The organism is Ensifer sp. Root1252, assembly GCF_001425885.1.
Lineage (GTDB): Bacteria > Pseudomonadota > Alphaproteobacteria > Rhizobiales > Rhizobiaceae > Ensifer > Ensifer canadensis.
Window position 1 is genome coordinate 1 of the sequence record NZ_LMDT01000014.1, and the last position, 25,145, is coordinate 25,145.

24 protein-coding genes and 1 pseudogene are annotated in these 25,145 nt (G+C 57.6%); 8 read left to right on the forward strand and 17 right to left on the reverse strand.

Annotated elements, in window-relative coordinates; translation table 11 throughout:
• On the forward strand, positions 1 to 304 hold a 304-nt coding region (locus tag ASD02_RS17215; protein WP_057258473.1), incomplete at its 5' end, for a type II toxin-antitoxin system VapC family toxin.
• A gap of 584 nt (positions 305 to 888) precedes the next feature.
• Here the strand turns inward: ASD02_RS17215 and repB are convergent.
• Together repB and repA are read right to left on the reverse strand one after the other, a co-directional pair.
• Positions 889 to 1,857 carry a plasmid partitioning protein RepB gene (repB, locus tag ASD02_RS17220; protein WP_057220942.1) on the reverse strand — a complete coding sequence of 323 codons (969 nt, stop codon included), beginning with the start codon at positions 1,855 to 1,857 and terminating at the stop codon, positions 889 to 891.
• A 52-nt stretch (positions 1,858 to 1,909) separates the two neighbouring features.
• The gene (gene repA, locus ASD02_RS17225; RefSeq protein ID WP_057213813.1) at positions 1,910 to 3,133 is read right to left on the reverse strand and encodes a plasmid partitioning protein RepA; all 1,224 of its coding nucleotides are present in this window, start codon (positions 3,131 to 3,133) and stop codon (positions 1,910 to 1,912) included.
• A 737-nt stretch (positions 3,134 to 3,870) separates the two neighbouring features.
• Between repA and ASD02_RS17230 the strand changes: the two genes are divergently transcribed.
• Positions 3,871 to 4,530, forward strand: coding sequence for a hypothetical protein (locus ASD02_RS17230; RefSeq protein WP_057220943.1), 660 nt, complete (start codon positions 3,871 to 3,873; stop codon positions 4,528 to 4,530).
• A gap of 343 nt (positions 4,531 to 4,873) precedes the next feature.
• The gene (locus ASD02_RS17235) at positions 4,874 to 5,320 is read left to right on the forward strand and encodes a DUF2721 domain-containing protein (RefSeq protein ID WP_057220944.1); all 447 of its coding nucleotides are present in this window, start codon (positions 4,874 to 4,876) and stop codon (positions 5,318 to 5,320) included.
• Positions 5,321 to 5,527: 207 nt separating this feature from the next.
• Here the strand turns inward: ASD02_RS17235 and ASD02_RS17240 are convergent, their stop codons facing one another.
• The 4 genes from ASD02_RS17240 to ASD02_RS38980 all read right to left on the reverse strand — a co-directional run bounded on the left by ASD02_RS17240 (position 5,528) and on the right by ASD02_RS38980 (position 8,564).
• Positions 5,528 to 6,010, reverse strand: coding sequence for a hypothetical protein (locus ASD02_RS17240; RefSeq protein ID WP_057213821.1), 483 nt, complete (start codon positions 6,008 to 6,010; stop codon positions 5,528 to 5,530).
• Between the two features lie 106 nt (positions 6,011 to 6,116).
• Positions 6,117 to 6,926 carry a hypothetical protein gene (locus tag ASD02_RS17245; RefSeq protein WP_057213824.1) on the reverse strand — a complete coding sequence of 270 codons (810 nt, stop codon included), beginning with the start codon at positions 6,924 to 6,926 and terminating at the stop codon, positions 6,117 to 6,119.
• Positions 6,927 to 7,477: 551 nt separating this feature from the next.
• Positions 7,478 to 7,786: a DUF736 domain-containing protein gene (locus ASD02_RS17250; RefSeq protein ID WP_057213826.1), complete on the reverse strand. Its 309-nt coding sequence runs from the start codon at positions 7,784 to 7,786 to the stop codon at positions 7,478 to 7,480.
• A 502-nt stretch (positions 7,787 to 8,288) separates the two neighbouring features.
• The gene (locus ASD02_RS38980) at positions 8,289 to 8,564 is read right to left on the reverse strand and encodes an EamA family transporter (RefSeq protein ID WP_277996359.1); all 276 of its coding nucleotides are present in this window, start codon (positions 8,562 to 8,564) and stop codon (positions 8,289 to 8,291) included.
• A gap of 17 nt (positions 8,565 to 8,581) precedes the next feature.
• Here ASD02_RS38980 and ASD02_RS39800 point away from each other — a divergent pair.
• A pseudogene (locus ASD02_RS39800) lies at positions 8,582 to 8,674 on the forward strand (ArsR family transcriptional regulator); the annotation flags it as partial.
• Positions 8,675 to 8,947: 273 nt separating this feature from the next.
• Here ASD02_RS39800 and ASD02_RS17260 read toward each other — a convergent pair.
• Both ASD02_RS17260 and ASD02_RS17265 read right to left on the reverse strand, forming a co-directional pair.
• Entirely contained in the window at positions 8,948 to 9,829 is an 882-nt protein-coding gene (locus ASD02_RS17260) for a zincin-like metallopeptidase domain-containing protein (RefSeq protein ID WP_057220946.1), read from the reverse strand.
• 682 nt (positions 9,830 to 10,511) lie between these two features.
• Entirely contained in the window at positions 10,512 to 11,495 is a 984-nt protein-coding gene (locus tag ASD02_RS17265) for a L,D-transpeptidase (protein WP_057220947.1), read from the reverse strand.
• 312 nt (positions 11,496 to 11,807) lie between these two features.
• Here ASD02_RS17265 and ASD02_RS17270 point away from each other — a divergent pair, with 312 nt between their 5' ends.
• Positions 11,808 to 12,080, forward strand: coding sequence for a DUF2188 domain-containing protein (locus ASD02_RS17270; RefSeq protein ID WP_057207678.1), 273 nt, complete (start codon positions 11,808 to 11,810; stop codon positions 12,078 to 12,080).
• Between the two features lie 128 nt (positions 12,081 to 12,208).
• On the opposite strand, the gene ASD02_RS17275 is transcribed toward ASD02_RS17270, so the two are convergent.
• The 3 genes from ASD02_RS17275 to ASD02_RS17285 form a co-directional block, all read right to left on the reverse strand.
• Positions 12,209 to 12,727: a DUF4334 domain-containing protein gene (locus ASD02_RS17275; RefSeq protein ID WP_057220948.1), complete on the reverse strand. Its 519-nt coding sequence runs from the start codon at positions 12,725 to 12,727 to the stop codon at positions 12,209 to 12,211.
• 403 nt (positions 12,728 to 13,130) lie between these two features.
• Complete coding sequence (locus ASD02_RS17280) at positions 13,131 to 14,096, reverse strand: magnesium and cobalt transport protein CorA (RefSeq protein ID WP_057220949.1); 966 nt, start codon at positions 14,094 to 14,096, stop codon at positions 13,131 to 13,133.
• Positions 14,097 to 14,450: 354 nt separating this feature from the next.
• Positions 14,451 to 14,765: a hypothetical protein gene (locus tag ASD02_RS17285; protein WP_057220950.1), complete on the reverse strand. Its 315-nt coding sequence runs from the start codon at positions 14,763 to 14,765 to the stop codon at positions 14,451 to 14,453.
• A 207-nt stretch (positions 14,766 to 14,972) separates the two neighbouring features.
• Between ASD02_RS17285 and ASD02_RS17290 the strand changes: the two genes are divergently transcribed.
• Positions 14,973 to 15,755, forward strand: coding sequence for a protocatechuate 3,4-dioxygenase (locus tag ASD02_RS17290; RefSeq protein ID WP_057220991.1), 783 nt, complete (start codon positions 14,973 to 14,975; stop codon positions 15,753 to 15,755).
• 54 nt (positions 15,756 to 15,809) lie between these two features.
• On the opposite strand, the gene ASD02_RS17295 is transcribed toward ASD02_RS17290, so the two are convergent.
• From ASD02_RS17295 to ASD02_RS17300, 3 genes are all read right to left on the reverse strand, one after another.
• Positions 15,810 to 16,199, reverse strand: a complete 390-nt coding sequence (locus ASD02_RS17295; protein WP_057207682.1) for a hypothetical protein — start codon at positions 16,197 to 16,199, stop codon at positions 15,810 to 15,812.
• A 106-nt stretch (positions 16,200 to 16,305) separates the two neighbouring features.
• A complete protein-coding gene (locus ASD02_RS38275) occupies positions 16,306 to 16,587 on the reverse strand; it encodes a hypothetical protein (RefSeq protein ID WP_156408411.1) in 282 nt (93 codons plus the stop codon).
• A gap of 1,631 nt (positions 16,588 to 18,218) precedes the next feature.
• Positions 18,219 to 18,401 (reverse strand): DUF3606 domain-containing protein, encoded by a 183-nt coding sequence (locus ASD02_RS17300; protein WP_057207686.1) that lies wholly within the window; start codon positions 18,399 to 18,401, stop codon positions 18,219 to 18,221.
• Positions 18,402 to 19,304: 903 nt separating this feature from the next.
• Here ASD02_RS17300 and ASD02_RS17305 point away from each other — a divergent pair.
• A complete protein-coding gene (locus tag ASD02_RS17305) occupies positions 19,305 to 19,511 on the forward strand; it encodes a cold-shock protein (RefSeq protein WP_057207687.1) in 207 nt (68 codons plus the stop codon).
• 212 nt (positions 19,512 to 19,723) lie between these two features.
• Here the strand turns inward: ASD02_RS17305 and ASD02_RS17310 are convergent, their stop codons facing one another.
• Together ASD02_RS17310 and ASD02_RS38985 are read right to left on the reverse strand one after the other, a co-directional pair.
• On the reverse strand, positions 19,724 to 20,161 hold the full coding sequence (locus ASD02_RS17310) for a hypothetical protein (protein WP_057207688.1): 438 nt from the start codon (positions 20,159 to 20,161) through the stop codon (positions 19,724 to 19,726).
• Positions 20,162 to 21,365: 1,204 nt separating this feature from the next.
• On the reverse strand, positions 21,366 to 21,659 hold the full coding sequence (locus ASD02_RS38985; RefSeq protein ID WP_162255911.1) for a hypothetical protein: 294 nt from the start codon (positions 21,657 to 21,659) through the stop codon (positions 21,366 to 21,368).
• Positions 21,660 to 21,678: 19 nt separating this feature from the next.
• Between ASD02_RS38985 and ASD02_RS17320 the strand changes: the two genes are divergently transcribed.
• Positions 21,679 to 21,891 (forward strand): hypothetical protein, encoded by a 213-nt coding sequence (locus tag ASD02_RS17320; protein ID WP_244494235.1) that lies wholly within the window; start codon positions 21,679 to 21,681, stop codon positions 21,889 to 21,891.
• 1,911 nt (positions 21,892 to 23,802) lie between these two features.
• On the opposite strand, the gene repC is transcribed toward ASD02_RS17320, so the two are convergent.
• Positions 23,803 to 25,020, reverse strand: coding sequence for a plasmid replication protein RepC (gene repC, locus ASD02_RS17330; RefSeq protein WP_057220952.1), 1,218 nt, complete (start codon positions 25,018 to 25,020; stop codon positions 23,803 to 23,805).
• Positions 25,021 to 25,145: the final 125 nt, after the last annotated feature.

Here is a 25,145-nt window from a genome sequence, read left to right on the forward strand (position 1 = left end):
TCCGCGGCGTTTCATTTCAGCTGCGACAATTCTTGAACTGTCCATCGTGATCGAGGCTCGCCTCGGCGAGGCGGGCGCTGCCGAGCTCGATCTATGGCTCTACAAAGCGGGTGTCGAAGTCGTCGCTGTCGACGCGGAACAGATTGCTATTGCAAGACGTGCCTGGCGCAGCTTTGGCAAGGGCCGGCACCCGGCGAGCCTGAATTTTGGGGACTGTTTTTCCTATGCGCTGGCCAAGTCGCGCAACGAGCCATTGCTTTTCAAAGGCGACGATTTCTCGCGCACAGACATAGAAGCAGCCTGACAATCAATGACCGGCGCAGGCTGCACTTGCCGGATCGAATGATAGGCGAATGTCGCGCGATGGAAACTCGCGCGCGATAACGGTAGGGACCGACTGTTCATCAGATCTTGCGAAAGATGGATCCGAAATCGGCATCAAATGCCCCGTTCGCCAAAGCCCTGCCCGCGGTGCTACCTCCAACAACCGCCTGTCTCAATAGACGCAACATCGCTCAAAAGCGAGTCTGGCTGATCGATCTGCGCGATTCAGGCGGTGCTGCTGAGCGCGTTTGCGTCCGGGCCGCAGACGCTACCGCCGGCCTGGTGTGCTCGGCATTCTATTTTCCGCGTGTAATCCGCACGGCGTTAATTCATTGGTTTTTCATTGGATTGTGCCGAAATTGCCGGCCGACAACTTTTTGCGTACGGGCCACTCGCGAGCGTTTTTCCGTACCGGCTTTTATACTGATCAAATTCCCGCATACACTATGGGGTTTGCAAACCAATTTTCTGTTTGCCGGCAGGCAAACTTTTTGCAAACGGTCAATCTGTCCAAGCCTCCCAGCAAAGAAAGTGATCGAAACGAAAGCCCTTTGGGGCTCCCATTCAACCCTTCGCGGACAGGAATTCGGCGTAAAGCCGATCCAGATTGTCTGCGAGGTATTTGCCAAACCGCCCGGCATTCTTGGATTTCATCGAAAGCGCGAATGCCTTGCCGGAGTTCGAGTACTGAGCTTGCACAGCTTTATCTTCGGCTTGCCAGTGATCCTTGACCTGGAGCACCGCCTTCCTGACAGGCTTCCTCGAGGTCGCAAGCGCGTTGAAGAGCGCATTGAAACGCTCGTCGCTGGTGAGCGAGCCAAACGAGGGCTGTGCCAGAACTTCGCCGATCTGTCCCACGTTGTCCGCCTTTCCAGCGAGCAGCGAGAGCTCAAGCCAACGATCGCGTCCGGTCGACGGGGCAGGGCCAATGCTCCTGATGACCTCCGGCGAAATCCGTTCGGTCACGGTCATCATCTTCGAGATCGCCGTCTTGTCGGCGGTAAGGGATGAAGAGATTACCGAGCGATCATGCCCAAGCGCCTCCAGCCGATGGGCAAAGCTCGCCCGCTCGATGAAGGAGAGATTGGCGCGCGCGGAATTCTCCTGCCCCTGCGCAATGACATGCGTGCGATCATCCAGCGCTCGAACAACGGCCTTGACCTTGGCGCCGAGTTCGCGGGCGGCCCGGACACGGCGATGTCCGAACACCACCTGATAGCGACCAGACGCCGACGGGTGAGGGCGCACAAGGATCGGCGTATCCTGGCCTCGTTCGGCAATCGCGTGCTTGAGAGCTTCGAATTCCTCTCGGTCATCCTCAAGGCGGTCGACCACGAAGGATCCGTCGATCGAATCCGGGTCGAGTTCGACAATCGTTTCGCCTTCAAGGAACTTGTCGGCCTGCCTGGAAAGTTCATCAAGCGAACGAACCATGCTCTTCGATGCACCGCGCATTGGATAGGCAGGCGCGATGTCTGTCTGCGGAGTATCGGCCGCGTCAACCAGACCTGCCAGTAAGTTCTTTCTCGCCATCTCGTTACTCCGTTTGTCTGTACCGCATGAGCGGTCATCCCATTGACGATCGTCAGCCGGCGACCTTACGTCCCCAGGAGGCGTGGACCAGGTCAGCGATTTCCGAATTGACAGCATTCAAGGCATCCATGGCGCGCTCATAGGTCGAGCGCGTCATCTGGCTCTTGTCGACTTCATAAAGTGTCTGCTTGGTGATGCCGGCATCCGACACCGCCGTTGATTTCAGCATCTGGTTCTTCAGGACGAACTGGTGAAACAGCGTCTGCATGAAGCCAACCATCTGTCCTTGCGGTCCGTCGGTCGGCTCGTACCTGGTGATCAGATAACGATACCATTCCAGATTAACCTCCGCGCCCGCATCGCGGATCGGCTTCAAGATGCCGCCAAGCATCAAGAGAAATTGTCCCATAGACATCACATCGAGCATCTGAGGATGAATCGTAATCAGGACGCTCGTGGCTGCAGTCAACGCCGTGATGGTGAGATAACCGAGCTGGGGAGGGCAGTCGATCACCACGACGTCGTATCGGTCATCGACTTCGGCCAACGCGCGCGAGATACGCGTGAAGAAGGTCTTACCCTCGTTCGAGCTTCTGTTAGACATCGCAAGCGGCGTATCATACTCGAACTCCTGCAGTTCGAGGTTCGCTGGGATGATATCAAGACCGGGGAAATTCGTCGGTAAGATCACCTCAGAAATCGGCCGGCGTTCTTCATCGTAACGGATCGCGTCGTAAAGCGATGGTGTCTGGTCGAGTTCCGGCTGGAAACCGTGAAGCGACGACAAGGAGGCCTGCGGGTCCAGGTCGACTGCTAGTACCCGGTGCCCGGTCAGAGCCAGGTACTGAGCCAAATGGGCAGCGGTCGTCGTTTTGCCTGAGCCGCCCTTGAAGTTGACGACCGCGATGATCTGAAGTTTTTCACCGGCTCGGCGTTTCGGCATGTAATGGCGCGCTTCCGAGCGACCATGCTGGTCGAGATATCGGCGCAACTCCACCATCTGTTCGGCGCTGTAGGAACGCCTTCCAGACGTCGATGTCTGGGGGAGGGGACCCTTACCTTCAAGGTGCAGCTTCTTCAGGGTGCTCTGCGACACGCCAAGAAACTGTGCGACTTCATTCAGAGAAAACTGACGCAGCAGCTTTTTGGCGTTCGGGGGAAACTGCTGCATGCTGAGGAGATGGAGCTTCTTCGAGATCAGATCGCCCTGCTCCAGGATGAGGTCCTCGAACTGCGTTGGCTGCGCACGGGCTGCGGGAGGTGAATTAGCGTTCATTGCATGGGAGCTCTCGAATAACGGTTTTTCAGCCGGAATGACTGCCTAAGCGTTATTATGAGTGAAATCGCCCTGCTGGCAAGGAATTTAGGATTAACAAAAGGTTGAGGTTGTTCCTGAGGGCTTGGAGGCCAGCGGTCTGCCATCGCCGAGCCCAGGCCGGTCGATGTTCAGATAAAGGCGGTACTCTGAGCCCCGCGCCTATCGGAGGGTCTGAAGACTTGCTTCCGCCAATCGTGTCGCGCACCTCAGTTCATGCGGCATCATGTTGGTAGCGCGAGCGGCGGCTTTAGAAAGGTAATGGAAGAATTTGGCCCAGCTCCGAGAGAGGCACGAGATAATGATCCTTTTCGAAGCAGACGGAAAGGATCCCTTAAGGGCAATTGACTGGCGCGTTGGCAATACGAAAATACCAACAATTGCGTGTGGGGATCGCCCGCGGGGCGAGATGAAACGGGAGTGAGCGCTTGTTGATGTCTGCGTGGCTGCCTTGCGCAAACGGACCTTGTCCGATTCAAAAAGGGGGCAGGCTCATGAGCGGCAATCTCAATGGCGATGTGTAGGCGGCAACTTCATTGATCGCCTCATCGGCGAAGGGCGGTCGGCTTGCACGGACACCCGACAGGGTCAGGCGATGAAGTAGGGCATCACAGGCGAATAGCGTAACATGACATACACCTGTGGCGGATGCAGCAGGAAGGCGTTGGCAACTTCAAGATCTCAATCGGGACCACGCGATGAGCAATGTCATCCAACAAGGTCGTGACGAACGCCGCTGGCCCCCGGTTCTGGCAATCATTGCGGTCTTCGCTTTTTTGGAGGTTCTACCGCATCACGTCTCCGCGCTGCCTCGATGGGTGTCATTCGGGGTCCTGATAGCAGCTATTGTTCCAATGATCATGGTGACGGTGTCGACCGAGAATGCTGTCTGGCTGCGGATCGAGCACGTTGCGATCATGGTCCTTTCCAGTCTCTACGTTGCCAATACGGCCGCAGAACTTGGCGATATGATAGGGATCATTACGATACACCCGCCCGAGACGCGAAAGGTGTCGTTGTTGAGCTCATCGTTTTCGATCTGGATCACCAACGTTCTGGCGTTCTCGCTTCTCTATTGGCAGGTCGATTCTGGTGGTCCCTCACGCATCGCGCGTGGGATATCAAGGAGACCTGACTGGCTCTTTCCCCAGTCGTCGGCTCCCGAATTCGCATCAGCCAATTGGCGGCCGCTCTATGTCGACTATCTTTTTCTGGCGTTTAATACCGCTACGGCGTTCAGTCCTACCGATGTGCTGCCGCTCACGCCGCGCGCGAAGCTCCTGATGATGCTCGAAAGCGCCATCGCGCTCCTTACACTCGTGCTCGTGGCCGCGCGTGCAGTCAATGTCATCCCGTAGTGTCTTAACCGCGATTGCGGACTTACGGCCGCTCCAAGCTTCTGGGCCCTCCGGCCTACGTTGCGCCATGCGTCACGACGGGCCGGGCGGTCATGGGAGGCTAAGTATATGAAGCACAACGCCAACTATATTGTGCCCCGAGTCACCAGCTGCCAAAGCGTCAAGTCCGATGAGCGTGCCTTCTATCCTCCCACGAAACCCGCGCCACCAGCGGAAGGGATCATCCGGCAAGTCCAAATAGGAGCGCGCGCCGGCCAGCCAGTCCTGCGAGGGTCAAAACTGTGCATGATACAACTCGCCTTGGACATATCCGGTGGTGGCCGAGAACACCTGGAGGAGAAACATGGTCTCTGTTGAAGCTGACCAGCTTGCGAACATGATTAGTCACGCGGTCGCGCCGGCGTTCATGCTCAACGCGGTCGCTGCGATGGTGGCGATTCTGGCCAGTCGGATTTCCGGCGTTACGGAGCGGATCAGAAAGCTTCGGGAGATCGACGAAAGCGATACCCGAGCGTGGTTGAAGAAGGAGATGACCGAGCTGCGGCGGCGAGAACGTGTGCTCAATAATGCGCTTCACCTGGCCGTGTTGGCAGGAATCGGCGTCACGTTTCTTCTGATCTTCGGATTCGTCATCGCCTTTGTTGGGTACCGCCACGAACCAGGAGCCGCCGTTTTGTTCATGGCGGCTCTCGGTTTTCTGGCGGCGTCGCTCTTCCGCCTCCTGCAGGACATCAGGCTCTCCCAGATTGAGCACGACGACTGTAATGGGCCGAAATCGCAAATGCGCTGACGGCAGCCATCCCAGCCGACGCGCCGCCGCCCCCCGGACCCAGCCCGTCGCCGGGATTCCGAGGTGAAGAAGGCCGGTTAGCTCCCCGGTGATCCTTTAGCGATCATACCGTGCCTCAGCGGCAGCATGACGGCGACGTCGAGATTGTCCGAAATGTCGCCGAAATCACATCCTACCTATACTGGTGCGTCCCAAGCCTTGCCGATTTCATCCTTCGGAGTCTTTCGATTCCTTCTTGGCCTGCCCTCTGTCGAGCTTGCCGAACTCGGTCATGATGCTAACCAGAACGCTGCCCGTCCATCCGAATGTAAACAAGCCCGACACCGCCATGATCGGCCCGATCAAACGCCAACTATCAGGTAGTTTTACCGTGCCTTCACCAAGCGTCGTGTAGCTCTCCAGGACGAAGTAGTAGCTGTCCCGCATTGAAGGGATTATCCCCATCATCGATATCGGCGCTGCCCACACGAGAGTCTCAGCGAAATGAAGGATTGCCAGCGATCCGATCGCGACCGCAAGCAAGAGATTGATACGCCAATGCGGCGTGGTGTTGTTCACGAGAACCCAGGACCTGCTGAAACGCCGATTGATCGTGCGAATGCCAACGCCGTGTACCAACATGATCAAAATGACCATGACGGTCCCAAGCGCTATTTCAAGAATTGGGTTGGGAGCAGATAATTTGTCCATGGTTATCCAAGGGCAAGGCGCCCGATCCGAATTAGCGAGCGGGCGAGGTTCAAGTGTCGCCAAAAGCCAGAGTTTCGACGGCACAGTAGTGAGCGTTGCAAAGTTGCTACTTTGGGAACAAGAACGTAACGATTGCACGAACTCCCCAGCCGTCAGGCCCGTTTTCCGGTGATTCCGCCCAGTAACGCGCGCCCACGCCAAAGCTCACGGGCTGTTCGTCGAACTTTACCACCTTGGAGACCTGAAAGTTAATTGGAACCGACCAGTCATTGGTTTCCCAGTCATAGGTACTCTCCGTGTTCAAGGAGAAGGTCCAGGCTTCCGGCGTGGTGTAAGAGATGAACGGTTGCAGGAAGGTCGAGCTGACATCCGTTCGGTCGCTCTGTCCGGCAAACGACCAAACATGGTTTGCCAATATCCCAAAAGTCCAGGGCCCGTCTTGCTTGAGAGCCACTCCGGTCGGCCCCGCGCCCCACTTTCCGCTTCCAAGCAACTCGTCGGTTGCTGTGGGAATCAGAAACACCGGGCCAACACCCCAGATGATTCCATCGGTTGGCTTGACTGGCGACAGGAAGAAGCTCTGCAGCGTATCACCGAGGCCGAACTGGCTCCCCGACGGTCCGGCAATGTCGTCTTGCCAGGTCACAGGCAGGATCGTACGGGAAATCAGGTTCCAGTCTGCATTGAGCGAAATTGGAATTACTGGCTGGATGTTCACCACGGTATGATCGCCGTCGTTCGGTCCGTAGCCCTGATCGTAGTTGAATTGGAATGGAACGCTGATCAGCGACGCAATTGGGTTTGAGAGCTTCTTCGCTAGCTCCTCGCTGCTGGACTGGGCATGCGCCGATGCGGTGATGGACGTGAGAAGGACGGCGTAACTCAAGAGTTTCAGCGAACCTGATGCCACAGTCATGCTCCTACCTGCGTGTAGTTTCAAACAACCGATGGAGCCATGCAGGAACCCCCCAGATCGCATGCTGCAGCCGACGATGATTGAGTCTTGTTTTCGTCGCAAGTGCAGGGCAACCACACACGGCAAAAAAGGTGGGCGGTGACAACCGTTCCACAAATGCAAATACTGGCAATTCCACAAGCACCGGGTGGTGCAAATTCCTGCTGTCGCAGCCGCACCTCGTAATCCGCCCGCGGCTTGCGTCGGTCGGAGTTTTATAAGGCAGGTCATGGCATCGATAGCGTTCGTGAGGCTGCGACCGATGAACGACGCGATCCGAGGTGAGGCAGGCGACCGACGCGCTCGTCGCCGATCGCCCAGTGTTGGGGTCCTCCGCCGTGGGCGCGGCCCCTTTTTTTAAACGCGGAAATCTGTTCTGGGCAGACGATCTAGAGTCTACGGCGATGTTGCCGTGCTGCTTCGGCGTCTCTTTCCAATGGATACAGCATTGCTGCAGATGCCGTATTCGACGAGGTCGGCCCCGCTGATGTAGCGGGGCCATGATCTAGGTCTCAGTCCCGGTTCAACCGCGACCAGATGAGCTTGAGGTCAACCTCACCTTCGACCTCTGCAAGTGTTGCGTAGATCGGGGCTGAGAAGCTCGGGTCGTCGAGCTTCACCGAAAGATAGTCGCGGCCCTGATCGGAGGTCTTCTGCCAGGCCGCGCCCAGTTCGACGTTACCGGCGTAGATGCGGAAATGCGGCCCCTTGTCGGAGGGGTTCTCGACCCTGGCAATGCGAGCCTTGACGTTGAGTGCGAGGGTGCGGATTGAGCCGTTGAAGCCGTTTTCGGTGGAGGTGAAGGTGCCAATGGTTGCCATTGTCGTGTTCCTTTTCGCTGTGTCGGGCCGCACCATTGCGGCCTCGATGGCTGTCGCAAGGACCGGGGACGATTGGTCCGCACCCATAGGGCCGCAATGGAATGGAGGGCGGCAAGTCGCAGTTTTGTTAGTGCGCGAGGAATGGCGGCGCAGCTGACAGGGGTAAGAAAACGCCGACTTGCCGTTGCGGAAGACGATCGAGGCGCAGCCAATCTTCGGTCAGACACGCCTCATCGAGCCCGCCGAGGGAGCGCTGTCACCAGTGGGTGAGAGGGACATGGCAATCGAACCTCTGACGAATGGAGCCTCCCGATCGGTGTCGTAGGTTCAATCCATTTCCGCAGGCCGCGATGTTCCGCGAGTACGGTATCTAACACCTGATGGGACGGTTGCATCCAACAGGCCTAACGAAAACGTTCAGTCGCGACTGGTCGCCTGGAGGGAGGTGATGTCAGGCAAAGTCGATTATCGATGGCCCACGCCAGTGAACTTGCCGCGAAGTTCAGGATTTTTGTAGCATTGGGAACACCATTCCAAATGTAATGGCAGCGATAGCAACGAACTGGGGAAGGGTCAGCATTTCCTCGAGCACTGCCATCCCGACCACAGACGTCGTCACTGGAATGCACGGCATGAACAGCGAGGCCTCTCGCGGGCCAAGTTGATGAACCGTATAAGTATAGAGAACGATCGCAACCGCACCGGCAAGGAAGCCCTGGATCACGAATTGCGTCGCAATCTCGGCTATGGACGCAGCTGCGAAACCACTCGGCGCCACGATGTACAACAGGGGCAGAGCGGGTGATATTGCCTTTACCCGGTGTAAGGGAGACCCATACCTACGCATCCGTTGCAGATGTAAAGCCTGATGCCCTTTTGCCGATTTGAGGCTTTAACGCAGGACTTCCAACTAGAAACCGGCCAGCATCGAGCAGGGCAAATCGCGCGAGTGCCGATGAACTGCGATCCCAACCCTTCCAATCGGTGCGCTTGTCTGAGCGGCTGTTTATGGACCTCGACACTAGACCGACAAACTGCACCAAAATGTCCAACCGTTCTTGGCGGGGCCCCACGCAGCGAAAATTAGCGAAGGAGGCGGCCTCTGCTGTAGGACCTTTGCGCGTCTAAAGACGCGCTGGTAGCTCGCTCCTTCGCTTCCTTTCAGTCTGGGAGAGCCAGCAGGTAATCGCTGGCCTCGGACGCTTTGCTGGCGGCGGTGATGAACGCCTTGCGGTCGCCCTTCAGGATCTTGATCCAGCTGGCAAGATACTTGGCATGATCGGCGCGAGGCTCGGCCGAAACGCCCAGGCGGGCGCAGAGGAACGCTGCGCCCAGTTCGGCAACCAGCTCTTCGGCGGCATAGGCATCATCGCCAAAGCGCTTGCCAAATTCGCGCTTGAGCCGTGGTCCACTCCAGTGGGTCAGCTCGTGCAGGACGACGCCGTAAAATGCCTCGGTGGCGCTGCTGGTGGACGTGCCGGTGAACAGGTGTTGCGGCGGCAGCACGATTTCGTCGGTGCTGGTCCGGTAGAAGGCGTTTGCGCCTTCGTGGCGGATTTTCGCGCCACTCGCAGTGATGAGGGCATCGACCGTTTCGATCGGGGACACCTGATTGTGCTCGGGCGCGCGAGCCTTCGCGGGTTGGTAGCCATCGAGCTGAGCGACGTTGAACACCCAGCTGAGGCGGGCACAGGGAATGCGGCCGCCATTCTCGTCTTCGGCGTCCATGTCGCGGACTTCGTCACGCTGGCGCTCTAGCATTTTGAACCAGATGACCGGGGTGCCTTTTTCGCCCTTGCGGACGCTTGCGCCGTTTTCGGACCACTGCTTGAAGGTCGCCCATTGATTTTCCGCGTAGCCGGCCTCGTTTGCGGCGACCCACAGCATGACGACGTTGGTGCCGCGGTATTCGTGACCTGACACGGCGTTGACCGGCATGGTCAGCGACGGGCCGACCCAGGGACGCTCGCAGGGTCCGCAGGTTTCGAGGGCTTGGAGAATGGTATCGGTGATGATCTGATAGGTGTCGCGCTTGGTGTGCATGGTGTGGCTCCTTTCTGGACCGCCTGAGCGGCGGGAGCTTCCAGCAGCGCAAGGCCATAAGCGGCGCATGCACCCGCAGGGCCGAAACGGACGTGAAGGAGGGCTTGCCCTTGCTTGCACCGCGGCCTGTAGCAGCCTGCTCCCCTACGCCGCGCCGGTCCCTGGAAGAGCCGATTGCCATGCCTCGCGCGATCGCCGGATTATTGCCGGGCTCCGTCGCCTCGTCTGCGGGCTTGCGGATCGCGTGAGGATAACCGGAAGAGGCAAAGCCGGTCGGGTCAAGCCCACGAATGCGCATTGAGGTGACAGTTGCTGCGGATTTCTGCAGGCCCCGCGCGAAATGGCGACATGGTGGTGGTCGGGCGCACTGTCAGGGCGAAACCCCATGATTGGCCGCGACGCGCCGGGGAGGGGGCGCGCAAGTGCCGGTAGAGGATGAAGCAGCTGCGGCCGCCGGAGGGTGTTTATGCTCAGGATGGCGACGAGAAAGGCTGCCCGCGGGCGTCCCCGGGCCAATCGCGTGAATAACGGTGGCGTGGGATCAGAACAGCGTGAGCTAGCTCCGCTTGATCGCCTATTGAGATCTGCGCACGACAGTTGATACCGGATCAAGAGCCGGTTGCTTTCCGTTCAACGGGGAGGTGCGCAGGCCAATCCATGCGGTCGCATTCGATGTCGGAAGTTACTCCACAAATTCGACAGAGACGCCTGGTTCGACCATCGCGGCCAATTCCTCTACATCCCAGTTTGCAAGGCGCACGCAACCATGCGAACCGACCTTATCGATAAGGGCAGGCTCCGGTGTCCCGTGGATGCCGTATGTCGGCTTCGAAAGATCGATCCATACGGTGCCAACTGGCCCATTTGGCCCACTGGGTATTGTCAGAATTTTTCTGTTGTCGCCCTGCTTGAAGTTGATCTTGGGGTTGTAGACATAGGTAGGCATTCGCGCCACGCCCTTGACTTTGTGCTTACCCGACGGTGCAGGTGTCTCGGAACTGCCGATGGTTGCTGGATAGACTGCCAATAGGGTGCCGTCTTCGCCATAGGCATAGAGATGCGCCGTCCGTCTGTTGGCCTCGATCCGTTTGACCTTCCCGGCCTTGGGCGGGCCTGGCATCGTTATCGATATCGTTTCTCCGGCGGCAAAGGACGCTTGCGGGTTGAGCGTCGTGATCAGGTCGATGTCCATATGAAAGCGCTCGGACAACTTCTCCGCCACGCTCGTATAACCGAGGTGATCCATCCGGGCTTTTTCACCATAGTCCGCCGGGATCGATTGAACCAGGCCGGTCGTATCTGCCGCGGTGATCTTGTAGCTCTGAACGACCGGGGCATTGTTGTTGAGACGAGTGATAACTTCCGGATCGAGCTTGCCATCGGAGGGTAGCCCATTCATCGCCTCAAAGCCTGCGATCGCTTTGCTGACATTCTCGCCGAAATACCCGTCGATCACGCCTGGGGAGGCGCCGGCCCGGTCCAAAAGCACCTGAAGTTGCACAATGGCAGGATCCGGATTGTCCGGACGCGTCGATGTCGTTTCGGCTGTTGGAATAGAATAGAGCGACGCCGTATTGATTGTCTCTGGCAAAAGTTCGAAACTCATGGCGGGGCCGCAGATCAGTGTCGATATCGTAAGTGCTGTAACAAATTCGTTTCTGTTCATGGCCTTCCAACGAGCGTCGACATGTATTGTTCCAAATCGACGCCCCGGGTGCCGGGAAGATAACGATTGGAAGTCTTGGACATGCAAGTGATCTGCACCTTGCAGATTGGTGATGGGTGTGCCGGTGTGCCGCGGAAGGCTCTGGATGCGGTACAAACATGATCTCGGCACCCTATATGGGATCTGACATGCCCGGTTGGGGACGCTCATAGCGGCTGTTGAAACACCGCGCATACGTTTAGGCGGGAGCCATGGGGTTGCAGAAAAACAGCCTAGCGTCGTCAAACCGGAATTCTTGCATCGGAGGTGTATATGACGAAAGCGAGATACGAGGTTGTCCCCCATGACGGTGGTTGGGCGTACAAGTCGGGCGATGTCTTCTCGGAAACTTTCCCCTCTCATGACGATGCTCTTGAAGCCGCGCGCATAGCCGCTCAAGAACACCAAAGCGCGGGGAAAGACGCGGAAATCGAGTATCAAGACCGAACCGGGCATTGGCACCAGGAACATGCTGACGGCGAAGATCGGCCCGACACCGAAGTCGTCGATGACGGCAACCATCCAACGGGGCACGAAACCTCATAGCTGGTGGAACCAGCGGCATAAATATTTAGCGCCCATCGAAGCTATGCGGATAGCCGGCTAAGAACTTGAGTACACTGGACATCTGCTTCATCGAGGTGTGTTCCCAACACACTATGCCGGCGGCAGCGCTATTCCTGACGCGTCAGGATGAAGAAATAGGGCCGAGGGTCACGGTGGGCCGACATCATTCCAAACAACTGATCGTCGCCGATCCGTCGAAATCGGTCCGTGATTGGCTGCCGGTCATAGACCATGGCTGCTGAACGTATTCCTTCGAAGTCCTGCATCTCGAGGGTAGCGGTTGGCCCACACGCCCGCAGGGGGCGTTGCAGGAATCGAAAACAATGACGAGCCAAGGGGGTGCGCCCGATTGACCCCAGGCGCAATGTCAATCCCAGTGGGATATAGGCCGGATCGAGCGCGACCAGTCGATTGGGACCGAACTGAAACAGAAGTGCATCGGCGCGAAGGTTCGGATGAAAGCGCTTGCCAAACCAGCCGAGGTTTTCAAGAACCCCATCCAAGGGATGGCCTGTTGGCAATCCAGAGCCGCGCCACAGGCCAGCGAGTTCGCGCCTATAGGCGGGTGGGAGTTCGCGAAAGCGTTCGAGGGCTTCCACGGTGGTAATCGGCGAGAGATCAATCATAGCATTTTGTTGGCAGAGACATTCTATCACAGGATACACGAGTGGGTGGTTTCATGGTCACAGGTTACCTTCTGTCGGGTGTTAGCCGTGAACCATAAAAGATGACCTCCAAGAAGGGTCGCTCATCTTGCACACCATCCGGAGGGATTAAGTTCTGGATCGTTTTTGCGCGTGCACTACTGAAAGCGCGGCACATCAGAATTGTTCCCGTCCCTCACCGGCGCGCGTGGTTCTCTGCCTTAACGGCCGGCGCGTGCTTTCGATGATAGCAGCGCGCCCAAGGATAACCAACAGGCGCCAAAGGCGTACCTCCATGGTCCAGGCGTCGATCCTCTGCTCCCTCAACGACTACGCTCCCCCCACCAGGGCCTCTCCCACGCAGGCCGACGCAGCGCTCGTTGTGCTAAAGCCACCCAGCCTTGCGGAAGCGCAAGAAGAGCACCACACAGAGAAAGACGATCGCCCCGAGAACCACGTAGTAGCCATAGAGCGTGTCGAGTTCGGGCATGTGTTTGAAGTTCATGCCGTAAATGCCCGCAATAGCGGTAGGCACCGCAAGGATCGCAGCCCATGCAGCCAGCTGTCGCGTGATCGTTCCTTGTCTCTGTTGTTCAAGCAGGTTACTGGCTTCAAACACGGATGTGATGACCTCGCGCAAACCCGCAACCATGCCTTCGACGCGTCTGATATGATCCAGCACGTCGCGGAAATATGGTCTGGCGTTATCGTCGACACACGGAAGTTCCAGATGAACCAGTTTGCTGGCGACTTCCGACATGGGACCGAGAATGCGTTGGAACAGGATGACCTGCCGCCGCAGCCGGAAAATTCGCCTGATTTCATCCCGCTCTAGAAAGGCTACAAGCATGTGTTTTTCCATGCCGAGAACCTTGTCCTCGATCGTTTGAACGATCGGCAGGTAGCCGTCGACAATGAAATCGATGACCGCATGAAGGACATAATCGGTCCCTCGCGCCAGCAATTGCGGCGATGCCTCGAGCTGTGCTCTCAACTCTGTGTGACTGCGTGCCGAGCCCTGCCGGACTGTGATGATGTGGTGTCTGCCGACAAAGATCGCCGTCTCGCCGTAGACGATCTTGTCCTTCTCCAGATGGGCCGTCTTGGCAATTACGAACAGTTGCTCGCCGTAGACCTCCACCTTGGCGATCTGATTTCCATTGAGCGCATCTTCAACGGCAAGTGGGTGAAGCCCGAATGCCGCGGCAACTGCCGTCATTTCCTCCGGCGTCGGGTCGTGAAGCCCTATCCAGGCGAATTCGCTTTCATCCATTACCAGCGCTTGTCCGGAAAGCTCGAGCGTATCCGCACGCCTTCCGTTGCGATACAAATACGACGCGACGACACTCATCAATTCGATCCATATTGCGGGGGGGGCCGGAAAAGGGCCCGTTGAGATTGGTGCCTGGGACAGGTGACGGTGCGACAAGAGCGGCGTTCCGGTCGGTTATTGGCAACAAAGCAACGAGATCCGACCTGCTTCCAACGCATCGGCATACCCACCGACTGCAGTAAGAGCAACTGCCTTCGTGCACACCCGATCTTGGTCGGCACGGCCAACTATCCGCCGTCCGCACCGAATCGGCTGACTACACGGCCAAACGCTGCTCACCATAGCGACATGGTGAGCCTCCGTTGCAGTAGAGTCTGTAGCCGGCACAAAGACAAGTTCGGTGCTTTCGCCGACTGGATATGCGCTCGACCTTCAGTGAAGTCCGTCAGAGCACACCAGCGGGCCGAGCCCTGCCATCATCACCAGGCGCGCGTCGAGCGAGGCATGAAGCGCGCGATACATGTCCTCGATCGCCTCGAAATCCTTGATCGCCTCGAGATCCGCGTGGCCGTCTTCCATTTCGTCGCCGACGGTTTGCGCCTTGACGCAAAGTTCCCCAACCCGTGACCACAGGTGCAGCGCTTCTGCCTTGGCAAGCTGCTCGCGTGACAGGGCCTGCAGTACAACTCTCTCGACCGCCATGGCGATCTCTGCCTGCTCAAGGATTACGGCGCGCCAATCGGGCATTCAGACATCCTGTTCGGTTTCCGACGTCGTAGCTCGCCATGCTGATCTTAAGGGGCGCCCTCGCACAATTAACTTTGACATAGTGGTGACAAGTACTGGCACGAGACGCGTCGTGTGACGAAAACGTAATTTTGCTCACTGTCGCTGTTGATCTATTGGTGTGCAGCGGGCGTGATCTTCGTTGCGAACTTTGGGAACGGTCAGGCGATGAGAAGACGTACCATTATTCTTGGAGGAGGAGCCCTTCTGGCAGGAGCAAGCGTTGCTCTGCTGTCCGGCAGGAGCGGCGGCGGCGGCGATGCGGTGTCGCGTGACAGCATCGACTGGACCGCCTCGGGGCTGCAAGCCGGCGGGACGGCTGGAGTACCCGCTGACTTGCCCGATCCGGTGTTTCGCGAACAACCCCAATGCGTCACCACCCTCGCGCAGACCCTCGGTCCCTGCCATACCAATGACGTTCCCATCCGACGCGACGTGACGGAAGGCGTCAACGGACTGCCCACCCGCATCAGCTTGCGCCTTTTGCGGTCCGAGGATTGCAACCCGATAAAAGGCGCAGGCGTCGAGATTTGGCATGCCGATACGCGCGGCGTTTATTCCGGGCGCGCGGCAGGGATGTGCAACGCGGACGATCAAGACGCCAGCAGCCTCGCGTTTTTGCGGGGCAGGCAGATCAGCGACGCCGAGGGCCGTGTGAATTTTCTCAGCATTTATCCTGGCTGGTACAGTGGCCGTACCGTCCATGTCCATCTGCGTATCGTGATTGAGGGCATGGAGTTGCTGGTCACGCAACTCCTGTTCGACGAACCGCTCAGCGATATCGTCTATCAAGGCCACCCCGATTACGCAGCGCGCCCGCAGCGCGATACGATGAACGGCAGCGACAGCGTTTTTTCTGCGGCGGAGGCGTCGGAATTCATCTTCGACGTCGAACGGCTCGAAATCGGCATTCTGCAAGCAAGCTACACTATCGGTGTCGCAGGCGCATAGATTCGCTTTGCGGGCCAATCGCCGCGAACCCCGAAGGTCTGTGTTTCCCTCAGGTCAGGCGAGCCGGCCGACATCCTTCAAGATTGCGTAGAGTTCGGCCGCCGCTTCATTTTCGTCACCTGCATCGAGCCAGATCGGACCGATGGCAAGCTCAATGTCTTCCGCATACCTTTCGCCCATGATCAAGCTGACGGTATGGAGGCCTGCAGCCTCGGATATCGTAGGATTGACGGCGATATGAAAGAAGCCGTTTTGGGTATCTCCCGGCATTTCATAGACACGGGCCAGGAAGCCTTGAAAATCCGCCACGTCGTTGCGTTGCTCAAGCGCCGTGAGCAACGAAGGATGCAGAATCTCGACAGCGATTGATTGTGGCTCCAGCCAACGAGTACCAAGTTCACCAGCGGCCTCGACCTCACCTTGGACCCCGGATTCACTGAACATACGGTTTCTCCTCTCGACGAAGGTTATGGCAGAGTACGAACGCATCAGCGCGCATGGGAGCGCTTGCAGACCGACAACACGCCGTGCGCGCCGCTCAGGCATCGCGTCAACTGGCGTGCTGTCGATCTCCCATCGATGTGGATATGCCGAATTGCTGCGCTTCCAGTTTATCGGCATGAGCTGCCAGATCGGCGCTCAAGGCTCTCGCTTGCGCCCCTGTCAGGCCGAACTGAAGCGCGCTGACGTGGTGCGATGCCGGTTCGTCCGAGAACTCAATCCGCAAGCCGATATCGGCATTTTCGCCTAGCAGTGCTGCACTTTTCCAAGCCAGGACTGCAGATATCCTGACACATCCATCGCCATCTCTGTTCCAACCGTCCCAAGCCATAGAAGCCCCCACGTTGTGATTGCGTAATTAAAGCAAACCAAAGACAAGTTGTCGATATAAGCACATATCGGTCTCGTAAGCGAACGATCGGCCCACTTGCAAATCGGGCCGGGCCGCCAGTGGCGCCACCCGAAGGGGGCGGATTGGACCGATTCGAGCCGAGAGCTGGAACCCTGACCGGTCTACAGGTTCTGAGATAAAAATTCCCACGTAGCAACCGTCTCAGCACCGGACCAATAGCAGCCGTGGACGGCGCACATCCTTTCTATGGGTTCGAGGCGCCGCGCGCTACGCGAACCAAGCATCCTTCACATCAGGTGGTGGGGAGCTGGCGCGGCTATTACGACAAATGGTGGTGATTGCCGGCGGAGATGGTGGAGTCGGGAGTCAAGCCTCGCTCGGCTTGCACCTCAAGCGTTTGTCCAACGGACTTGGCCTCTCGCCCAATTGTGCCTGACGGCTGTGGGCGTCATGGCGGCCGCCGCTTGGTTCTTGTCGCATCCCTAGTCGAAATCAGTGATTGTTAACTAATTGAATATGCTGCAGAGTTCTGGCAATCAGAAGCCAATCGGTCATTCCCTTCCGTCACTCTTGGCGTTGCAAGCGTTGCGCTCGGTCGGATAGGATCGACTGCTCGGTGTGATTTATCATGCCATTCGCGCCGCTTGGGCGCGCCGGTATAGGCATTCTAGCCTCCGTCAACTCTATGTCAAAGGCACTACCGTGTAAGTCAACTTGATATGATACCAACTCCAACACTGAATCCGGGTAATGTAGAATCGTAATGTCGCAAGTTTTGGCCGGCGTCCTAAGCGTTACCCGACGACCGAGGTTGAACCGGCGATCGCCCGATGCACGATCGACGAGAAGAATATCGCTCGAAGCAGGATCGGCAATTTGTGCCGAACTGGGTCGCTTCTCGAGCATGGTCCGCAATTACAAAATCTGGAAGCTGAAAGATTTGGTAGGCGACGCCCGTACACAGACCCCTTCAACGGCAATCGACTGGGTCCCAGCCATGGCAATCATCCCAACTTGCTGCGTGTGTCGGTGCCCAGGTTGCCATGCGAAGTAGCCCGGCCTGTACGGCCTTATCCAATCCAGTTAGCCTGGCAAGAAATTCCCATCGCGTACCGCAGGTTCGTTGCGATGCCGGCATGGGCATCACGCCGATCGTATAGAATGGCACGTTTTCACGAAAGCGACGATTGGAAGACCGAAGCCAACAATACGCATTCATTACAGTCGACCCGGGAGGCGATATCCCCGCCAATGCTCCAATTGGCAACGCTTAATGAATCGATCGCTCGGTAGAGTCGCGCTCATCCCATCTTGTCCCGAACAGCAGGCTCGCATTGAAATATGTCCCATCGCGGGCACTTTTTATGCCGGCCGCATACCAGCCTTACCGCGATAGGGCTTCAAACTCCGGTGGCTCGCCCGGGTCCCATGGCGCCAACCGATGTAGCGCGGCAACACGCTATGACCTCAGAAGGCAACGACAAATACCGCTCCAGATGCAGAAGCTAACGCGATCCACCGCGGCGCCCATGGGCACATTGTCACTCACTGGGTGGACGCGAGTAATTGCTCCCACCCTGCGTCAACAGCAGCGACGAACATATGCCCAACTATCCCCGCAGCCGATTGGCGGCTCTATCAGCAGCGTCGCGATCGCCACCATGCTGCTTGATGATACGCCGGGCGTCACTCTCCTTGATCCCGTGCTTTTTTGCGAAATAGCCGACTTCATATTTCTGGCTACCTGCCGCGAGTCGGCGAGGGCTGGTTGTCTTCGTCTTGTCATCTTGCATCTAGGATCTCCTTCCTAACGATCAACGCAGACGAGAATCCCAGGTTCCATATCTTCAAAATTGCCCACACGGGGTGATAGCCGCTGGCCCGCCGTAACGGACACTTGGTGAAACGGAAGGCGCCATGTTGTCTGCAGACAACGTCGCCACCTTGCCAACACCTGCAGTCCAGAAGAGGGCGCATCTAGGGAGAGATCACCCGTTTTGAGCTCCGACCAGGCCGGCACAACGAAAAATAAGCCAGAACGCGTTTCCCGGCTTCCGGCAGTCTTGAGCCCGGTTGTTGTCAGCAGACAACAACGGGAGCGGGCCGTCGACCCAACGCAGCCAGCGCGACGCGACGATGCAGTCCAATCCAATCTCAAATGTCGTTGGCACTGAAGCAAGGCAGCACGACGCGCACAAACACTTCGCCTTGGCATTCGTCCACCGGCAAACTGCATGCGTTGCCGAAACAGCGCCGCGGTTTGACGCCGCTGCCTACTTAGGGATGCGCCTACGCGGCTGGCTGCGGCTATGACGAGCGGGGCTCATGCATCGTCCCATGTTGTCTGCAGACAACAACGCATGTACCGGGCCAGGTCAAATCCCCTGAATACCACCTATGCGTGCTGTCTTGCTGTATAGTCAACCGCCATCGTTGTCTGCAGACAACAAATCAAACCTCACCGGGCTCGCTTAAGTCAGCTGACTGCCGCCCCGAGGCCGTGCCGGCCTCTGATGCTTCCACAGAGGTCGCGAAATTTACAGACGAAGATGCGCGCGGCGGTAAGGGTACGAAGGAACCTGTCAGAACACTTAATTTCAAGCACCCTCTTCCCTTCTCCGCCCGATCCATTAGTTTTGATGGCGCAACAAACGCCATGCGAACCCCTGGTTCCAAGGCTCACGAAGGGGAATGTTATGGCGACTGGTACCGTGAAGTGGTTTAATTCGACCAAGGGCTATGGCTTCATCCAGCCCGACGATGGCGGCACGGACGTCTTCGTCCATGCGTCTGCCGTCGAGCGGGCAGGCATGCGTGGTCTGAACGACGGCCAAAAGATCAGCTACGATCTCGTCGAGGACCGCAAATCAGGCAAGACATCGGCTGACAACCTGCGGGCCTGACACGGCTCCCGTAACTTTACCATTGGCCGGCTGCGCCGGCCAATGGTAGGCGACGTAATGAACTCCAGATCTGCCTACGACATCAAGGCACAAGTTCGTTGTCAGCAACGCAAATCAACCGCATTTTCGTTACAGAACCATGTCACCCTTGAGGCAACTCAGCGGCGTCCATTGCGCCCACATAGATTGGCAAAAATCGGGTTCAAGGGCACCTAGGCGACAAAGAATGCAGCCACCGCCGACCAGAAGCTTTGCGGACGCTCCGAGAGTAAGCTTCGGACCTGGCGAGCCGCTGCAGCCGCACTCACCGTCCTGCCGAAGTGGCAGTAGCAGACGATGTCATGCAGTTCCTCGTCACTGATCTCAAAGAACCGTTTCGCCTCGCCGTAGGTGTCGTTGTCCAAGCCGGCCGCATGCAGCACTGGATCGCGGAAGGCAACCGTTATCGGCGAGTAGTCGCTGCGCAGTGCATTTCGTTCGTCGCTAAACTGGAACTCGGTCTCATGAAGCGTGTCGAGGTGCCTGTGCCGAATTTGCTCTAGCAACTCGGCCCAACGTTCCAGTCGCTGTCGGCGTGTCATCCCGCGAGCGCCGAAAATTGGCTCTATCTGCGCGATGGTCTGCAACTGCTCCAAGGTGTGATGCTTCATTGTCGCCTCCAATCAAACGACGTTGCGAGAGCCAGCCCAGCACCAGCCTGTTCCTAGTCGTTGGCGCTGTCCAATCACGATGCTGGTGACAGGCAATATCGTAGCTGGAATGGAGCTTTGGTGCGTAAATTCGCTCGTTTTTGAACTCGTCTTTCAAAACAACGATTGAGGCATCATGATCTGGGCGAAACGACGAAACGTGCGGGATCATGGCGCAATTGGAGGTTTGGAGATGGTGAACCGCCTTTGGGCTTGGTCGGACACGGTCCGCACTCCCGACGAAACACCCGGCGAATTGCTCGCGAACTGCCACACCCGTTGTATCGGTTCTCCCAAACCGGCAACCCATCGCCCCCTGATTGTCCAGTAGGTAACCCCTGCGCCGGGTTCCGGCCGATCGGTATTGAATGAAACTGACGGGCCCGCCGGGCAACGCGTCTTCATCTTTCATCAATTGTGCCAAGCATGGTGCCCTTGAAATCTTCAACTTGGGCATCAACCGTTTCGACATACGGCGCAATTTTTCGGACTACGTCTACGCGCTTTTGGGCGCTTGCTTAATCCATCCTTGGAAAGGCAAAGCCACCGCACTCTTTCGCGCGACATACCTGTAGCGAAAATCCGGCCACCAGATCGATGCGGCGCATGGGTTGATTTTCCCTCGACAGCTGTGAGCATCAGCGCCACGGAATTTGCTCAACTGCGGACATACGCACAAAGGGTCACGACATAGGCACATGCAGTGCAAATCGGATGCTGGCGACAGGATCGCCAAAACGGCTTGGATCCTTGTATGGACAGGCAGTTTCCTATTCACGCGATGCGCCTCTGCTCACAGCTTCTTGAGCCGCAGCATTGCAGTCACTTCGTGCGGTGCGAGCACTCCATCTTTCCGCACCATTCCCGCCGAGAACTTCGTAACTGCCTCCGCGCCCATCAGCCCCTCCTAATGTGTGGAAGAGAGACTAGTTTTAGGTATCGCTACCGGACCAGGTTTGCATGTCGCCCGACAACGAAAACAGCCGGGCGATGCGCGGGTTGAAAATGGCAGCCCCGCGCCTTGCTGCCGAATTTTCTGACCCAAACGCAAGGCCGCCAAGTGGAATCTCAAAGGATTTCTAATCCGAAACCAGCGCACCTCGCCATATCCACAATCAGACCCTTTCTGCAGTAGAGTTTGCGTGGCGGAAGTAAACTGAACTTTTCATTCTGTTAGGCCGTACATTGAAAGCAAGTTCATGTAGTTAGCACACGCCAAATCGGGTCCGGACGCTCCTGCCTGGTAGGACATGGGGCAGAAACGGTGACGGCGGCGGATTTCCCCTTTTGCCGGAGGATCTTGTGGGTTGTTGGTGCGGCGCGATTGCGTTGGCGCATGTTCCAGGCAACCATCTTCATGAATGGAGCCAGCATACAGAAGTTCGACCTTGATACCTCGAGCGAAGTAGAGCTGATCGAATTGCACGATGCGGTCGTCGACCGGCTGCACTTTCTGCATCAGCAGAAGGACGCATGCCTTGCTTGAACTGGCGATCGGCGAGCGCGTGATATTCGAATACAGTAACGGCCAGACGCAGGCTGGAATCGTCATCCGTCGCAACCGCAAAACGGTGACTGTGCACGGCGACAACGCCCGCCAATGGAACGTCTCACCGCAGTTGCTGCGAAAGGAAAGGCGACCTGACGAACGGCAAAGCAGCAAGCTGGTGCCATTTTCGGGAAAGGTCTGACTTTAACACGCCATCGTCACGAGTTAGGGAAAGGCTGGAATTGGCCGCCCTGAGCTTCCCAACCCGAGGCGAGCCCGAGCAAATACTACTCATTGCCTAGGGTCGTTGTGCGCAATTTTTAGTGTCAGGGTTGGTGAACACGCCCCCGCTTTTCCTCGGCAAATGAAACCGAAAGCGGTTGTTCAAAAGGCTCACGCTACGACAATCAAGACTTCCGCGACGGATTTGCAGCGCGAATGACCGGCTCGACCGTCGAGCCTTTGAGTGATTGGCAGGATGTCCTTGGAAATGAGATCGTCGCTCTTCAACTGGCACTCGTTCGAGTGGTCGGTGATAGCGTGAGCGATGTCGCCGTTTTCCGCACGCAGTCACGCAACCGTGACTGTCAACGGAACCTCTCGACGAGGCTGCTGCGCGGTATACATCGGAGGTGCGCTTGAGGTCGCATGTCTGAACCGTATCAAATTCGCCCGCTAAACAAGCAGTTGTTAATACACCGTCGAGCGTTGGTCGATCCGACAGATTGTTCGAGCCCCAAATGGTAGCCCGAAAAACAGATGCGGCTCAAATGCCGGTCGTGGTCGATCTCCTGCGACGGTGCCTCCGCCATGGCCAATCATCACAGGCCTTTGCGAAAAGACACTTGCCTCTCGCCGCTGATATCTTGCGATGCTTTCGTCATATTTCCCGCCACTTGTGTTTGCTGCCGTCATAACCAAGGACGGTTTCGGACGTCGGCAACTGTAAAAGCGCCGGTGAGCGCCGGAGTTGTTTCGACCCCACGAGCAGTTTGCCTCGAGGGAGACGGGCCCAGGTGGAAGTCCTTCACATATCGCACGCCGATCTCGAGATGCTCGTGCGATTATGCGGAGCCCAACAGTCGGTCGCAGTGCTGGCAGCTCACTGTTGGGCTCTCGCAACAGTCGCTTCCAATCATGTTGAACCCTGCGCATCGATGCCATTTTTCCGGTCTCGTGCTTAAGCACCGATCGCGCTGAACAGTGAAGGTCGAAAGATCTCAATTGCGAAGGCAACAAATACGGACCATGACAAGGCGTGCGATCGAGCCACTTGTCGGGAGTCGCCGGCATCGGATCATTTTTCCTTAGGTCTGTTCCGGTAAATGAAAACCGCTTGCGCACGCCGATCCCGTGTGAATCACTTGACTGACGGGTCTCAAGCACCTTCAGCCTGAAGACCGCATTCTCCAAGCAGCGGGCCCAGATTTCGAAATCTGCGTTTGAACGACCAGGGTGCGGGGTTCTTTGTCAGCATATTTCAGCGCCACCTGTTTGAAAGCGCCCGAATTAGCTACGAACAAGCGCGAACAATCTAGATATCCGGGCCACATGCTACCTGCGGTCTCAGGCGAGACACCGGTCATGGTGCTAAAATGTCGGCCGCAGGTTCTCAGAACCTGTCCCTCAGCTCCGCCCGTTTCCCGGGAACCACCTGCACCCTTTCCCCGTTCCGGACGTGCAAATGGAGTTCGCTATGTTGGGTGAAAGAAACTACCTAAAGCCAGAACGTCACACCTCCGGCGGCCTGCCCGTTGGTATCTTACTCATCTCGGTCCTCGCACTTTCGGCCTATCTCCTTGTCGGAAGCTCGTTTGTTGGCAACAAGCCGTCAACCCCGACTGTCTACCTCCCGGTGGTGTCGCAGCAATCGCGCTAACTGCATCCCCTACCAAGACTAAAGAGGAGAAGGGGAGGGCGACTGCTGTGGTGACGCCGACAGCCGAGACCAGACCTCCGCAAACGGCGACCTGCATGTCAAACCTTTCGAAGTCATGGCCGGACCCGGGTGTGGCAAACACTACCTGACCGATGGCAGTCGCTGTCTCCGGCTAGGTGCAGTTCACGTGGGGAAGCGTCAAGCCGAGAGCAGTTTGCCCAACCGCAGCCCGGCTCACGACGCAGAAGCCAGATTGGATGTCGGCGCCCCACGAAGCAGTGCCATCAGCATCGGCCCGAGCGAGAACTCCCCGCGCCGCGCCCGGTTTGTCAGATCTCTGAGATAACCGCCGGGCGAATTGATGTGTCCGGACCGCTCGTACATGCAAGCCACCACGGACGCAGCCGTCGCCGGCCCCATCACCTCGCACGCTTCCTCATAGGCCGACGGGCTGACCGCAAGCATCGAGCGGACGGTCACCGCGGCCATCATCAGATCACGCCAACTCGAAACCACGCCGTCCGGGCCGAAAGGTTTGATCTCGGGGCAGGCCCGCAAAACCATCTCCAACGGGAATGGCTGTACGCCCTTCGGCTTTGCTCCGCTTTCCGCCCTCGGCTTTTCGTCCTGCTCTTTTTCAGAGCTTGGTTCAAGTTCATTGAAGGATTCGGGTTTTGAATTCTGTATGTGCTGCTCAGATAGACCATCATTGCTAGCCATATTTTCGGAAATCGCGTTATCATCCAGCATGTTGACGACTTCTTCGTGCAAAAGCGTCATCTCGTCAGCAATGGCCCGCAAATCCTTGAGGCTCGGTCGGCGTGGAATTCGTGCGATAAGCGCGACAAACATGTCTTCGGCGTGCCCCCAATCGCCGGATGCCCCCTCCTCGATCGCGGCAGTAATCAGCTTGCGAATATCCCGGCGGCACAATGAGACACGCTCCTTGGCGATCAGGAACCGCCGGCGTTCTGCCGCAACTTCCTGGGCCAGGCCTGCCAGTTCTTCCGAGCGGGCCAAAAGCGGGGCGAGATCAAAGCCGTAGGCCTCCTCTATGCCGCCTTCGCCGTCCTTGCGTGCATATCTCTTGCCATTGGGGCTGTCCTTGCGCGAAATCAGGCCCGCCTCCACCAATGCAGCAAGGCAGCGGCGTAGCGTGCTGCCGGCGATGCCATTGGCGCGGTGGGTCAGCTGGGCGTTCGACGGGAACACGACGAGGTCATTGCCCTCAGCCAATTCGCCCTGCGGATAGAATGACAGAAGTGCGTTCAGCACAGCCAGAGCGCGGTCCTGGACGCCAAGAAGGGTCCGTGCCTCGCATACGTCGCGAAGCACCTTCCACTTGTCGACGGTTTTTCCGGCTTTGATGCCGGACGATCTGATTTGTCCCTTCACCAGGGCAAGCGACATCGGCCGCCGCCCGAATGGCGTCGTTACGGATAACCTGTCCATTTCAGCCTTACCTTTTTTCAGGCAAAGGAATGCCGGTCACCGAAACGGCGCCAAATCTCCGAAGAGAGTCTTGACTGTGAATCCCGGAAGTGCGAATCTCGAAATCGCCAAATGACGAGAAAGGG

Bases quoted from the DNA above. Each gene is read 5' to 3' on its own strand.
- repB (WP_057220942.1), bottom strand. From the start codon at position 1,857: ATGGCGAGAAAGAACTTACTGGCAGGTCTGGTTGACGCGGCCGATACT.
- repA (WP_057213813.1), bottom strand. From the start codon at position 3,133: ATGAACGCTAATTCACCTCCCGCAGCCCGTGCGCAGCCAACGCAGTTC.
- ASD02_RS17230 (WP_057220943.1), top strand. From the start codon at position 3,871: ATGAGCAATGTCATCCAACAAGGTCGTGACGAACGCCGCTGGCCCCCG.
- ASD02_RS17235 (WP_057220944.1), top strand. From the start codon at position 4,874: ATGGTCTCTGTTGAAGCTGACCAGCTTGCGAACATGATTAGTCACGCG.
- ASD02_RS17240 (WP_057213821.1), bottom strand. From the start codon at position 6,010: ATGGACAAATTATCTGCTCCCAACCCAATTCTTGAAATAGCGCTTGGG.
- ASD02_RS17245 (WP_057213824.1), bottom strand. From the start codon at position 6,926: ATGACTGTGGCATCAGGTTCGCTGAAACTCTTGAGTTACGCCGTCCTT.
- ASD02_RS17250 (WP_057213826.1), bottom strand. From the start codon at position 7,786: ATGGCAACCATTGGCACCTTCACCTCCACCGAAAACGGCTTCAACGGC.
- ASD02_RS17260 (WP_057220946.1), bottom strand. From the start codon at position 9,829: ATGCACACCAAGCGCGACACCTATCAGATCATCACCGATACCATTCTC.
- ASD02_RS17265 (WP_057220947.1), bottom strand. From the start codon at position 11,495: ATGAACAGAAACGAATTTGTTACAGCACTTACGATATCGACACTGATC.
- ASD02_RS17270 (WP_057207678.1), top strand. From the start codon at position 11,808: ATGACGAAAGCGAGATACGAGGTTGTCCCCCATGACGGTGGTTGGGCG.
- ASD02_RS17275 (WP_057220948.1), bottom strand. From the start codon at position 12,727: ATGATTGATCTCTCGCCGATTACCACCGTGGAAGCCCTCGAACGCTTT.
- ASD02_RS17280 (WP_057220949.1), bottom strand. From the start codon at position 14,096: ATGAGTGTCGTCGCGTCGTATTTGTATCGCAACGGAAGGCGTGCGGAT.
- ASD02_RS17285 (WP_057220950.1), bottom strand. From the start codon at position 14,765: ATGCCCGATTGGCGCGCCGTAATCCTTGAGCAGGCAGAGATCGCCATG.
- ASD02_RS17290 (WP_057220991.1), top strand. From the start codon at position 14,973: ATGAGAAGACGTACCATTATTCTTGGAGGAGGAGCCCTTCTGGCAGGA.
- ASD02_RS17295 (WP_057207682.1), bottom strand. From the start codon at position 16,199: ATGTTCAGTGAATCCGGGGTCCAAGGTGAGGTCGAGGCCGCTGGTGAA.
- ASD02_RS38275 (WP_156408411.1), bottom strand. From the start codon at position 16,587: ATGGCTTGGGACGGTTGGAACAGAGATGGCGATGGATGTGTCAGGATA.
- ASD02_RS17300 (WP_057207686.1), bottom strand. From the start codon at position 18,401: ATGCAAGATGACAAGACGAAGACAACCAGCCCTCGCCGACTCGCGGCA.
- ASD02_RS17305 (WP_057207687.1), top strand. From the start codon at position 19,305: ATGGCGACTGGTACCGTGAAGTGGTTTAATTCGACCAAGGGCTATGGC.
- ASD02_RS17310 (WP_057207688.1), bottom strand. From the start codon at position 20,161: ATGAAGCATCACACCTTGGAGCAGTTGCAGACCATCGCGCAGATAGAG.
- ASD02_RS38985 (WP_162255911.1), bottom strand. From the start codon at position 21,659: ATGCAGAAAGTGCAGCCGGTCGACGACCGCATCGTGCAATTCGATCAG.
- repC (WP_057220952.1), bottom strand. From the start codon at position 25,020: ATGGACAGGTTATCCGTAACGACGCCATTCGGGCGGCGGCCGATGTCG.